The organism is Streptococcus sp. k-163 (genome assembly GCF_013277555.1).
In the GTDB taxonomy this organism is placed as follows: domain Bacteria; phylum Bacillota; class Bacilli; order Lactobacillales; family Streptococcaceae; genus Streptococcus.
This window is the reverse complement of the sequence record NZ_VMND01000012.1, coordinates 1-12,954: the sequence shown is the minus strand read 5'-3', so window position 1 is coordinate 12,954 and position 12,954 is coordinate 1. Positions and strand designations below refer to the sequence as shown.

12 protein-coding genes and 1 pseudogene are annotated in these 12,954 nt (G+C 40.7%); 4 read left to right on the top strand and 9 right to left on the bottom strand.

What is annotated here, in order from left to right:
- Nucleotides 1–54: 54 nt before the first annotated feature.
- Together HT731_RS04465 and HT731_RS04460 are read right to left on the bottom strand one after the other, a co-directional pair.
- Complete coding sequence (locus tag HT731_RS04465) at nt 55–1,536, bottom strand: UDP-glucose--hexose-1-phosphate uridylyltransferase (RefSeq protein ID WP_173277962.1); 1,482 nt, start codon at nt 1,534–1,536, stop codon at nt 55–57.
- Between the two features lie 18 nt (nt 1,537–1,554).
- On the bottom strand, nt 1,555–2,733 hold the full coding sequence (locus HT731_RS04460; protein ID WP_173277825.1) for a galactokinase: 1,179 nt from the start codon (nt 2,731–2,733) through the stop codon (nt 1,555–1,557).
- Between the two features lie 164 nt (nt 2,734–2,897).
- Here HT731_RS04460 and galR point away from each other — a divergent pair, with 164 nt between their 5' ends.
- A complete protein-coding gene (gene galR, locus HT731_RS04455) occupies nt 2,898–3,902 on the top strand; it encodes a DNA-binding transcriptional regulator GalR (RefSeq protein WP_173277824.1) in 1,005 nt (334 codons plus the stop codon).
- Nucleotides 3,903–3,963: 61 nt separating this feature from the next.
- Here galR and HT731_RS04450 read toward each other — a convergent pair whose 3' ends face one another.
- A complete protein-coding gene (locus HT731_RS04450; protein WP_061759219.1) occupies nt 3,964–4,821 on the bottom strand; it encodes a cation diffusion facilitator family transporter in 858 nt (285 codons plus the stop codon).
- A gap of 132 nt (nt 4,822–4,953) precedes the next feature.
- On the opposite strand from HT731_RS04450, the gene HT731_RS04445 reads away from it, so the two are divergent.
- On the top strand, nt 4,954–5,490 hold the full coding sequence (locus tag HT731_RS04445) for a TetR/AcrR family transcriptional regulator (protein ID WP_061759217.1): 537 nt from the start codon (nt 4,954–4,956) through the stop codon (nt 5,488–5,490).
- 165 nt (nt 5,491–5,655) lie between these two features.
- Here the strand turns inward: HT731_RS04445 and pnuC are convergent, their stop codons facing one another.
- The 6 genes and pseudogenes from pnuC to HT731_RS04415 form a co-directional block, all read right to left on the bottom strand.
- On the bottom strand, nt 5,656–6,462 hold the full coding sequence (gene pnuC / locus HT731_RS04440) for a nicotinamide riboside transporter PnuC (protein ID WP_061759215.1): 807 nt from the start codon (nt 6,460–6,462) through the stop codon (nt 5,656–5,658).
- A 330-nt stretch (nt 6,463–6,792) separates the two neighbouring features.
- Nucleotides 6,793–8,313 carry an ABC transporter permease/substrate-binding protein gene (locus HT731_RS04435; protein WP_061759213.1) on the bottom strand — a complete coding sequence of 507 codons (1,521 nt, stop codon included), beginning with the start codon at nt 8,311–8,313 and terminating at the stop codon, nt 6,793–6,795.
- On the bottom strand, nt 8,306–9,034 hold the full coding sequence (locus tag HT731_RS04430) for an ABC transporter ATP-binding protein (protein WP_061759212.1): 729 nt from the start codon (nt 9,032–9,034) through the stop codon (nt 8,306–8,308). Before HT731_RS04430 ends, HT731_RS04435 begins: the two co-directional genes overlap by 8 nt.
- Before the next feature lie 14 nt (nt 9,035–9,048).
- Nucleotides 9,049–9,240, bottom strand: a pseudogene (locus HT731_RS04425) (polyketide cyclase); the annotation flags it as partial.
- 34 nt (nt 9,241–9,274) lie between these two features.
- Nucleotides 9,275–9,718, bottom strand: a complete 444-nt coding sequence (locus HT731_RS04420) for a MarR family transcriptional regulator (protein ID WP_173277822.1) — start codon at nt 9,716–9,718, stop codon at nt 9,275–9,277.
- A 145-nt stretch (nt 9,719–9,863) separates the two neighbouring features.
- Nucleotides 9,864–11,057: an O-antigen ligase gene (locus HT731_RS04415; protein ID WP_061759210.1), complete on the bottom strand. Its 1,194-nt coding sequence runs from the start codon at nt 11,055–11,057 to the stop codon at nt 9,864–9,866.
- Nucleotides 11,058–11,339: 282 nt separating this feature from the next.
- On the opposite strand from HT731_RS04415, the gene birA reads away from it, so the two are divergent.
- Both birA and HT731_RS04405 read left to right on the top strand, forming a co-directional pair.
- Entirely contained in the window at nt 11,340–12,275 is a 936-nt protein-coding gene (gene birA / locus HT731_RS04410) for a bifunctional biotin--[acetyl-CoA-carboxylase] ligase/biotin operon repressor BirA (RefSeq protein ID WP_061759209.1), read from the top strand.
- 275 nt (nt 12,276–12,550) lie between these two features.
- Nucleotides 12,551–12,954: transposase family protein (locus HT731_RS04405; protein ID WP_173277819.1), on the top strand; the 404-nt coding region annotated here is incomplete at its 3' end.

Below are 12,954 nucleotides of genomic sequence, written 5' to 3'. Positions count from 1 at the left end.
TTTCAAACGACACTATGATACTACTTTTTATAGAACTGTGCAAGGAGAAAGCTCCTAGCCTGGCAAAATACCGACCTGCTCTACGAAGCGCATAAAGGCTGCCTGTCCATACTCCGTCTGCTTGTAGACTCCTGCATCCTCAAGCACACGAGCAAAGATAGCACCCACAGAGTCCTTGACGATTTCAAGAGCTTTTTCTTTATCTGTTAGGTCTGGATGTTGGGCTTTGAGTTGGTATGCCCATTCCTGATGATAATCGGCAACTGTCTCCCCTTCTCCCACTAGGTAGTTAGCGACTTGCTCCACTTCTTCTTTCAGACGTGGTGGTAAGATAGCCAAGCCCATGACCTCAATCAAGCCGATATTTTCCTTCTTGATATGTTGAACATCCTTATGGGGATGATAGATACCATCAGGATGTTCTACTGAAGTCTGATTGTCCCGCAAGACTAAGTCCAACTCAAACTGGCCATCGCGTTTACGGGCTATAGGTGTGATGGTGTGATGCGGTGTCCCGTTTGTCTCTGCCAAAATCTGCACAATAGGATCTGAATACTGGCGCCATTCCTGCAAAATCTTGTCAGCTAAGTTGATCAAATCTTCTTTGGAATCCGAAGTCAAACGCAATACTGACATAGGCCACTTGACAATACCAGCCTTGATCTGCTCAAAACCAGTAAAAGAGAAAGTCTTTTGCAAGGGAGCCAATTCCATAGGAAAGACGTGACGGCCTCCCTGATAATGATCATGAGTTAGAATAGACCCTCCCACAATCGGCAAGTCGGCATTAGATCCAGCAAAATATCCTGGAAACTGCTCTACGATAGCCAGCAAACGTTCAAAACTCTGACGACTAATGGCCATGGGACGATGCTGACCATCTAAGAAGATACAATGCTCATTAAAGTAGGCATAGGGCGAATACTGGAAGCCCCATTCCTGACCAGCCATTTCAAAACGGATAATACGGTGATTGCTGCGAGCTGGGTGGTTTATCCGACCATGGTAACCCTCATTCTCTAGACAAAGCTGACACTGGGGATAATTGCTAGCTTGCACCAACTTGGCTGCCGCAATCTCTTTCGGATCCTTTTCAGGCTTAGAGAGATTGATGGTAATTTCAAGTTCACCGTAGTCAGATGGAACACGATAAGCGATATTTTTAGCAATGGCCTTGAGTTTGATGTAGTCATTTTTCTGACTGAGTTGGTAAAAATCCTCTATCGCTTGCTCAGGAGATTGAGCATAGGTGGCCCAAAAGTCACGATTGACCTGACTTGGACAAGGGGTCACCAAGTCCATCAATTCAGCACCAAGGATTTCACGCGCAGCCTGACTATCCTCAATCGTCTCTAATCGAACGGCTTCCTCAACCAGCTGGTCCTTGAGGTCAATCACTTTATCCAGATCCGTCTCAACTTCCAAAACACCGTCTCCCACTCGTGCCAAGACACGATTGGTCAGGTAGATTCGATCCATTTCCTCAAATGAACTTTCAGAAATGACATGTGTTACAAATTTATCTACTAAGGTCACCATAAAGCCTCCTTTTGACTAGTCAAGGACGCGAGTGCCACCTGCAACTTCAGCGATATAGAAACTTGGAGCGTATCCAACTACTTCCTCGTAGTGTTTGCCTACAGCTTCCTTAAAGGTATCAACAGCATCTTTTTGCACCAAGGCAATGGCACATCCGCCAAAACCTGCCCCTGTCATGCGAGCACCAAGAACTCCTTCTTGTGCCCAAGCTGTGTGAACAAGGGTATCCAATTCCAAACCAGTTACTTCATAATCATGTTCTAGAGAGACGTGTGACGCATTCATCAAACGACCAAATGTTTCCAAATCTCCTGCTTGAAGGGCTGCTTGAGCTTTGAGGGTACGTTGGTTTTCAAGCACAGCATGACGAGCACGTTTCAAACGATTTTCATCTTTAATCAGATAGCTATATTGGTCAAAGATCCACTCGTCCAATTCACCCAAGGTCTGAATATCCAAGGCAGCTTGCAATTCTTCCACTGCTTTTTCACACTCGGCACGGCGTTCATTGTATTTAGAGTCCGCCAACTCACGGCGTTTGTTAGTGTTCATGATAACAACGACATTGTCTTTCAAATCAAGTGGCACCAAATCATATTCTAAAGTGTTGGTATCTAGGTAAATAGCACGTTGGTCTGCCCCCATACCGATAGCAAACTGGTCCATGATACCAGAGTTGACTCCGATAAAGTTGTTTTCTGTTTGTTTTCCGATTTTAACCAAATCGAGACGCTCTAGTTTTAAATCAAATAGATACTCTGCCACGACTCCTGTCAAGAGTTCCAAGGATGCAGAAGAAGACAAGCCAGCACCATTTGGGATATTCCCATAAACATAAAAATCAAAACCTTTATCAATCACATGCCCAGCTTCTTGCAAGAAATGAAGAACCCCTTTTGGATAGTTGGTCCAGTTGTGCTCTTTTTCAAACTTGAGATCCGCTAAAGGCACTTCGATAATGCCCTTGTCCTCAAAGTTAGCTGAGTAAAAACGCAAGACTTGGTCGTCACGCTTACGAGCTGCACCGTAAGTTCCTAAGGAAATAGCTGCTGGAAATACATGTCCACCATTATAGTCTGTGTGCTCACCAATCAAGTTGATACGACCTGGTGAAAAGAATGTTTGATCTGCTTCTTGACCAAAAACAGCAAGAAAGTCTTTACGAAGAGCTTCAGCAGTAAGATGTTGTGTCATATGATTTCTCCTTTTACTGTCCGTTAAGTCACCTTAACGTGTAATCGTTTTCTTCTATTGTATCCAAGGGATTTCCCAAGGTCAATCCTTTTTACTAAACTTTTACTAAACTATCAGTAAAAAGCAGAAAAATATGATATACTAACCTTAAAAAAGGAGGATTTATGGCTACCTTAAAAGACATTGCACAGCTAGCCTCTGTCTCTATCGCGACCGTATCCCGTGTCCTCAACCGCGACCAGAGCCTATCTGTTACAGAAGAAACCAGACACCGTATTTTAACCGTTGCTGAAGAGCTGGGCTACACCAAGCACCTCAAGACAGGCGAGTCCCACAAGCCCAAGCAAAAGATTGCCATTATCCAATGGGTCAGCGAACAAGGGGAGCTAGACGACCTCTACTACTACCAGATTCGCCTAGGCATAGAAAAAAGAGCCCAAGAACTGGACTATGATATCTTACGCTATTTTAATGACCATCCTTTTACCCTAAGCGAGGAAGTGATTGGGATTCTCTGCATCGGAAAATTTAGCCGAGCTCAGATTTCTGCCTTTGAAGAATACCAAAAGCCTCTTGTCTTTCTAGACAGTGATACTCTTTCGCTAGGACATACCTGTATTATTACGGACTTTTATACTGCCATGAAACAAGTTGTCGATTATTTCCTCAGCCAAGGACTTGATCGTATCGGAATTCTAACAGGGCTTGAGGAAACAACCGACCAAGAAGAAATCATTGAGGATAAGCGGCTGGAAAACTTCAGAAACTACAGTCAAGCGAAGGGAATCTATCATGATGAACTGGTCTTTCAAGGAAGCTTTACTGCCCAGTCTGGCTATGACTTAATGAAAGAGGCCATTCAGAACTTGGGAGACCAACTCCCGCCAGCCTTTTTCGCAGCCAGCGATAGTTTAGCTATAGGTGCCCTCCGTGCCCTCCAAGAAGCTGGAATCAGCCTGCCAGACCGCGTCAGTCTTATTTCCTTTAACGACACCAGCCTGACCAAGCAAGTTTATCCTCCCCTTTCTAGCATCACCGTCTATACCGAAGAAATGGGCCGAGCAGGTATGGATATTCTTAACAAGGAAGTACTCCACGGTCGCAAAATCCCTAGCCTTACTATGCTGGGAACCAGACTGACTCTAAGAGAAAGTACAAGGAATGATTAGGATTACAAAACTACCTCTAGCAAGGCTGTTTCTCTAATAATCTCTATGATTCCGCTCCAACTCACACCTTTCGCTTATGTGCTTGGTGACTTTCTAGGTTAGCATCAACTTCAATGGTAATATTTTGAAAGCCACAATCTTTGAGGAAAATTCGAATAGATTCTTTACAAGTTTCCATATGCTCCATCTCTTTTAAACAAACATGGACAATGGCATTTTTTTCCAAACCATCCATAGTCCAGAGATTAAGCTGATTGATACTAGCGACATGGTCCAATTCTGCTAAATCCGTCTTGATTTTCTGGATATCTACTCCTTCTGGCACTGCATCGAGGAATATCTTGAGCGTTCTCCAAAAACGTGGAAGGGCTTTTGAAAGAATAAAGAAGGAAATAGCAAGAGACAAGAGCGGATCCAAGATATACCAATCGGTAAATCGAAGAACAATGGCCATCAGGATGACAGCCACCCAACCCAAGGTATCTTCCAGAAAGTGCAGGCTGAGAATGGATTCGTTCTTGGTTTGTCCTTTGCGAATGACGAGACTCGCTAGCACATTGATAATAATCGCAATAATTCCTAACCAGAGAATCCCCTCATCATTGACCGATTGTGGATGAAAGATTTTCGCTATATTTTCCAAAATGACCAAAACGGACCCTGTCATAAGAATCACAGCCGTTATCATGGCTCCTAAAAGGCTAAAACGCTTGTAGCCCAAGGTATAGTGGCTGTCTTCTTCACGATTGGAGATACTTTCCAAAAAGGCTGAGATCCCAATAGCAATCGCATCTCCCAAGTCATGCACCGAGTCAGCAAGAACAGCACTCGAACCAAAGATTCCTCCTGCAATAAACTCAACAATAGCATAGCTTAAATTTAAGAAAAAAGCTACCCAAACAGTATATTTTGCCTTCATCTTTCTCATTCCTTTGTTATAATAGATTTATGAACACCTTGTTCATTATCATTATCCACTAAAACTCAAAGAAAGGATAGAAGCAAAAGGTCAGCTTTATTCAGTTCTGAACAATTTGCCTCAAGTGTCCATATGACTAACATTGACCGCCGTATCAGTAAAACAAAAAAAGCCATCTATCAAGCTTTTCTACAACTTTTGAACACTAAGGGCTACGAGGCCACTACTGTTCAGGATATTATTGATCTCGCAGATGTGGGACGTTCTACTTTTTACTGTCACTATGAGAGCAAGGAGCTGCTTCTGGACGAGCTTTGCCGCTACCTATTCCATCATCTTTTTGAAAGAGAGCAAGCCATTTCAACCGAAGATTACCTCGCCCACCTCTTTCTGCATTTTCAGAAAAATCAAGACCATATCACCAGTCTGCTATTCTCCAAGAATGACTACTTCCTCCGCCAACTCCAGAGAGAGTTGGAACACCACGTCTACCCCATGCTGGTTGATGATTTGAAAGAAGCACACCCAAGTCTGCCTGCTTCTTATCTCCAACACTTAGTTGTAACCAACTTTATCGAAACATTGACCTGGTGGCTCAAAAAAGGTCAAGACTTCACAAATCAGGAAGTTGTCCAGTTTTATCTAGACCTTCTCATTTCTAAAGACTAAATACAGACTAGAGCTCAGTTGCCTTATGCCCAGGCTACTGAGTTTTTATCTTTTCGACAATAAAAGAGGAACTACTGCTCCTCTTTTTCATCATATCCAATCCTTGATTATCAACTCTATCTGTTTTAATCGAAATCTCAAAACAGCACTTTCAAACATCTTTTCCTAGTTAGGTAAATCAGTATTCTGCTTAGCAGCCTTGCTCCATTGATACCAACCAACTAGACTGTTAATGAGATAAATTAGATATTTCCCTTGGATTTGCAGGCTTTCTCCCCACCAGAGATAGATTGAAAAGACATTGGTAGCTGCCCAGAATATCCACTGTTCACGGTAAACAGCTGTCATGAGGATTTGCCCTACCCCATTGGTCGCATCTGTGATTGAATCACGATAGGGACGATTGGCACCGATAGACTGATAAATGAATCCAAAGGTCAACCACCAAAGAACACTAATGGAAAGATACTTTGTCCAGCCCTTGCCGTCCAGTTTACGCGCGACAAACTCCTGCTTTTCCTTCTTAAACTGTGCCTGATAAATCCAAACTAGAAGTCCAATTGGCTGCATGACTGTGAAGTAAAGTGTCGTCAGTACCTCACCATAAAAGCCTTTCTGTAGGGCCAAAATAAGGTAAATAACAGAGTTAATCAAGCCAAAAAGATAATTACTTGCCCGACCTTCCGATACAAAGATAACACAGATAATCCCAGTTAGGCTACAAATCATCCCAATCCAGTCAACAATACGGTGTTCATAAATCAACTCCAGCCAGAGAGGAAAACTTCCTAAAACCAGCAAATAAAGCCACTGGGCAAAGCTACGATTGGCAAAGAGGTCATTCCAGATAGACTTCATAGTTCCTGAAAATCCTAAATCAGCCATAGCCGTAACCATACGATGGTAACCACCTGACATTTCACCTAGAGTTGTTTTGATATTTTCAATTTTCTTTTGCAAATAAGTATGCATCATTTCTCCTTTTGTTTTTAAAGAGCCGTGTCTAGATAGACTTTCGGACGCAACGCTCTATTAGATAATGAACTGTCTATACACAAGATTCCCAACCTTAGTCGACATGAGCTGAAAATCCTTATTTGTTAAGTAGTTCACAACACATTATACACCTATTTTGTGAATAGTCAAGTGTATTTACAGTAAATTTTTAGAAATTCCTGAAAATTTTCTCTTTCTTTCCATTTTAAGTGACATTCAATAACCCTAAAATCAAAAGAGCCCAGACGACATTGTCTGAGCATTTTCTATATAGTCGTTTAAGCAAGTTGAGTCTAGCTTTTCAAGCTATTTCTTCAGCAAACCTTGTTCTTGTAGAAACTCCTTGGCTACTTGTTCTGCTGACTTGCCTTCAACACCGACTTGGTAGTTGAGCTGGCTCATCTGGCTTTCAGTAATTTTACTAGCCAATTTATTGAGAACTGTTTCCAACTCTGGATGTTTCTTGAGAAGGGCTTCTTTCATGAGTGGAGCCCCTTGATAAGGTGGGAAGAGTTGTTTGTCATCTTCCAAGACCTGTAAATCATAACGCGCCAATTCCGCATCAGTCGAATAGGCATCCGTGATTTGAATATCACCTGACTGAATTGCCTGATAGCGAAGGGCTGGTTCCATGGTCGCTACATTGAGATTGAGACCATACATTGACTGCAAGCCCTTATTGCCATCTTCACGGTCATTAAACTCAAGTGTAAAGCCTGCCTTCAACTGCCCTTCCACTTTTTTCAAGTCCGAAATGGTCTTCAAGCCATATTCTTGAGCAATCTTTTTCGGAACAGCTACAGCGTAGGTATTTTGATAAGACATAGGTTTGAGATAGGCTAGATGATCCTGTTTGGCAATACCATCACGCGCTACCTGATAAACCTGCTCTGGCTCATGACTCACCTTGGGTGATGGTTGAAGCAAACTTTCAGTCACCGTTCCTGTAAATTCAGGATAGATGTCAATATCGCCTTTTTTCAAAGCTTCATAGAGAAAGCTTGTTTTTCCAAAATTCGGTTTAACAGTCGCAGTCATACTGGTATTTTCTTCAATAAGGAGTTTATACATATTGGCCAAAATTTCTGGTTCCGGTCCCAATTTCCCAGCAATAACCAAGTTTTCTTTCTCTTTTTGAGCCAAAAGAGCTGGACTATAAGACAAACCAAGCAATATGGTCACCAAGGCAAAACCAGAAAAAATCGTCCGCAATTTTGCTTTTTCCATCACCTTTAGTAGGAAGTTAAAGGCAATGGCAAGCACTGCAGAAGAAAGGGCCCCAATCAAAATCAGACTGGCATTATTACGGTCAATTCCCAAAAGGATAAAGGAACCCAGCCCCCCTGCACCAATCAAGGCAGCCAAGGTTGCCGTACCGATAATCAAGACAGCTGCCGTCCGAATCCCAGACATCATAACAGGCATGGCAAGTGGAATTTCAAACTTCTTGAGACGTTCCCATCTGGTCATCCCAAAGGCAATCCCAGCCTCTTGCAGACTCGGATCAATTCCCTTGAGTCCAGTGATGGTATTTTGCAAAATCGGAAAAATCGCATAAATCACTAGAGCTGTCAAAGCAGGCAAGGTTCCAATTCCCATCAAGGGAATAAAGAGCCCCAGCAAGGCCAGAGACGGGATGGTCTGGAAAATCCCTGCAATCTGCAAGACCCAGTCCGCCATCTTTTCATGATAACGAAGAAATACCGCTAAGGGGACTGCAATAAAAATAGCTAGTAACAAGGTCAAAAGTGACAACTGCAAATGTTGAGATAGGGCTGTCAACCAATCACTAAAACGATCCTGAAAAGTTGCAATTAAATTAGTCATGAACACTACCTCCAAACAAGTCTGCTACAAAGTCTGTTGCAGGCGCTTTTAAAATTGTCTCGGGATTCGCCACCTGACGAATCTCTCCATCCTGCAAGACAGCAATACGGTCCGCCAATTTCAAGGCTTCATCCGTATCATGGGTTACAAAAATAGTTGTCATCCCAAATTCTTTATGCAATTCTTTCGTCAGAACCTGCAACTGTTTTCTCGAAATAGCATCAAGAGCCGAAAAAGGTTCATCCATTAGGAGAATCTTAGGCTGGCCAATCATAGCCCGTACAATTCCAACACGCTGTTGCTCCCCACCAGATAATTCACTAGGCAAACGATGCCCATACTCAGCTACTGGCAAGCCAACCTTAGCCAAAAACTCTTCTGTTTTCTGAGCAATTTCTTCCTTAGTCCATCCCTTCATCTCAGGAATCAGGGCAATATTTTCCGCAACCGTTAGATTGGGAAACAGTGCAATTGCCTGTAAAACATAACCAGTAGAAAGACGCAGTTCCCGCTCATCATAATCTTTGATGCGCTTGCCATCCATATAAATATTTCCATCAGTCGGTTCCAAGAGACGGTTAATCATCTTAAGCATGGTTGTCTTACCTGAGCCAGAAGGCCCTACTAAAACCATAAACTCGCCATTCTCAATCCGTAAATTAACATCTCTCAAGACATCTTTTTCTGTGTAGCGTAGCGCCACATTTTTATATTCAATCATTCTGTATCCTCAATTTAAAACTTACCTCGATTGGTCAAGTCTTCTACCCTAAGCATAACTTCTTTATTGTCCCAATGCTCCACAATTTTTCCGTTTTCTAGACGGAAGATATCGTACTGGGCATAAGCAACTCCATCAATCTGAGTCTGACCATAGCTAACCACATAGTTTCCTTGTCCTAAGAGTTGGAAAACAAAGTCGAAAGTGGCCTTTACTTATAAACAGCTAATTTGCTCCATTTTAAATCTCATTTTCCTCTTCTTTCAGATTAGCCAAAATTCTTTCTTGAAAACCTTCAAACTGACGAATTTCTTCCTCTGAAAATCCTTTGTAAAAGATCGTATCCAATTTCTGACTAACACGATGTCCTACTTCTTTCTGGGACTTGCCTAACTCCGTTAAAACTAAATACTTCTTACGCTTGTCTTTTCCACACGGACTAACGGTTACAAGCTTTTGTTCTTCTAGCTTTTTTATCATAGTCGTCAGTGTATTATTCGCAAGCCCCGTCGCAAGAGCAATATCTGTCGCAGTTGCGCAGCCTGTTTCACTATTCCATAAAACCGCTAAAATCTTCCCCTGCTCACTCCTATAAAGAGCTTCAGGATCTAGACTAAGTAACTTTTGAAAAATCCTCCCATTCAACAAACGAATATGATGGGCTACCAAATGACTATCTTTCATGACACCTCCAATTTATTTCTATATCGAAACGAATAAAGTAATTGTAACACTCGTCATTCTATCTGTCAACTATTTCGATTTAGAAATAATTTTTCCTAGTAAAAAAATCTCCTACCCAAGGTAGAAGATTTCAATCTTATAAAACTTAATCTGTCATGTCCGATACCAACGTTCGATGCTCCAACGGAATACTGCACATAACTAGCAAGAAAATAAAACCTGACTGAATCCAGAAGAGGGCCAAATCAAAGATTCCGTGCACAGCAACCACTGTAAGGAAAGATAGATAAAGACCGATAATCGGACGTTTCCCCGACTCCTGACTCATATCCATCATCAAGCGAACGGGAGCAACAGAAGACAAAACTAGTAAAATAGTCCCCACAATTCCGTAACTTAGAATCGTGTCAATATAAAGGCTATGAGCATGTTCATGATAAGGAGCATGTATCCGAGGATAAGAGTGCATATAGGTCAATGGCCCTTCACCCCAGAAAGGATTTTGCTTAAATAAGGCCATCCCAGCATCCCAGATAGAAATTCGTTCTTCCATAGAAGAGTCTAAAGTCCCCATCCGAACTCCCAAATCACTGGAAAAGAGGAAACTCAGGCCAATCGCAAAGACCCCAATACTAAGCCAAAAGGCCTTCCAGTTTTTAATGGTCGTAAAGAGATAAATAATGGCTCCAGCGATAATAGCAGGAAAGGCAGTTCGATTCTGCGTAAAGTTCAAACCAAAGAGATTCACAAAGCCTGCAATCACACAGAATACTTTCAACCAATTCAACTTGGTCGTTGTAAACAGATAGAAGGCAATCATGATACAGAAACAACAAATAATTCCATAATAATTAGGATTAAAGAAGGTCACTTCTGCACGATTCTGATGCCATACCTGCATATTGGGTGACAGAAAAGCATAGTTGAATTTCTTCACAATTTGGAAATGTTCTAAACTCGCAAAAGCAGCTGACAAGACGCTACCAAACAAGACAAGCTGCAAAATCAATCGAAAGAATTTATGTGATAAAATCGACTGATAGTGCAAAAAGAAAACAGTAAATAGAAACATTCCTACTGAAGCCACAAGACCCATCCAATTTTGTGCAAAAACGGATATAACAGTACTATAGCCAAGAAAAAGAAGCAGCATCGGATGCTCCCCCATTTTCTGAAGAATACTTTTCATGTCTCCTGTAAAAATCAAACTGATAATATATAAACAGAATACAACTACAAAAAGATAAAAGGGTAAAAAGATACTCAGGATAATTCCCAATAAAATAAGCTCTTTACTAGACAACCCTTTCAGCTTTTTAATAAAGCCTATTGATTTCAAAATGAATCCTTTCTCTCCAAATCAACTGATTCAGATAATAGTAAGCTATCCTATATTGTACCACTTTTTTAGCAATTTGAAAACAAAGGAAACGTTTACTAGGTAAAAAGGGAGCAAAAATACTGAGATTTCAAAACTCAATCATTAGTACTACATTTACTCCAAGAAAATCATACCGTAAAGACTAGGCATATGTTAAAATAGTAGTAATAAAATATAGATCATAAGCAATTATACAGACTAAATTCAAAGCATAAACTATTCATTGCGAAAGGCAACACTATGAAATCCTACCAAGCTGTGTACCAAATCCTATCTAAAGAAACCGACTATATCAGCGGAGAAAAAATCGCAGAAGAACTATCCCTAAGCCGAACATCAATTTGGAAATCCATCAAGCGTCTAGAACAAGAAGGCATTGAAATTGATAGTATCAAAAACAAAGGATATAAACTGATGAATGGTGACCTTATTCTTCCAGATATTATAGAAAAAAATCTTCCAATTAATGTCAGTTTTAAACCAGAAACAAAATCGACACAACTAGATGCAAAAGAAGCAATTGATTTAGGGAATGAAGCAAATACTCTCTACCTAGCTTCCTATCAAACAGCTGGCCGAGGCCGTTTTCAACGTTCTTTCTACTCCCCACAAGGGGGCATTTATATGACCCTCCATCTTAAACCAAATCTCCCCTATGATAAATTACCATCCTACACACTGCTTGTAGCTGGAGCTATCTATAAAGCCATCAAAAACCTAACTTTAATAGATGTCGACATAAAATGGGTCAACGATATCTACCTCAAAAATCATAAAATTGGAGGAATCCTAACTGAGGCAATGACCTCTGTAGAAACAGGCTTAGTCACAGATATCATTATTGGAGTAGGAATCAACTTTGCTATCAAAGACTTCCCTCAAGAATTAAAAGAAAAAGCTGCTAGTTTATTTAAAGTGCCAGCACCTATAACAAGAAATGAATTAATCATAGAGATTTGGCGTGCTTTCTTCGAAACACCAGCAGAAGAGCTATTATACCTATACAAAAAACAGTCCTTCGTTCTAGGAAAAGAAGTGACTTTTACACTAGATCAAAAAGACTACAAAGGACTTGCTAAAGATATCTCTGAAAGTGGAAAACTTTTAGTTCAATGTGATAACGGAAAAGAAATCTGGCTAAATAGCGGAGAAATTTCACTAAAGAGTTGGAAGTAGTAATAAACAAGCACAACCATAAAATCGACAATATGTAGTTGATTGAAGTTAGATTATTACATAGTGACTGCTAAATCATTTCTAGAATTTAATTTGATTTTCCTAATCGATTTGTTCATATCTTATTTCAATCTACTATAGTTGACAAAGAAGCTCTATAATTTCTGTAGTGGGTAAATCCCCTATGGATATTATAGAGACTATTTTGGTGTAGAAAAAAAGTCCCATAAGATCTATAATGAAAAGCGACAAAACAACTCATTAGAAAGAATCCTATGGAACAACTACATTTTATCACAAAATTACTCGATATCAAAGACTCAAACATCAAAATTCTAGATATCATCAATATGGATACCCACAAAGAAATCATCGCTAAACTGGACTATAATGCCTCGTATTGTCCTGATTGCGGAAGCAAAATGAAGAAATATGACTTTCAAAAACCGTCTAAGGTTCCTTACCTTGAAACAACTGGTATGGCTACTAGAATCCTACTTAAAAAGCGTCGTTTTAAGTGCTATCATTGCTCGAAAATGATGGTGGTTGAGACTTCTCTCGTCAAGAAGAATCACCAAATCCCTCGTATCGTCAACCAAAAGATTGCTCAAAAGTTGATCGAAAAGAATTCTATGACCGACATTGCTCATCAGTTGTCTATTTCAACTTCAACTGTCAT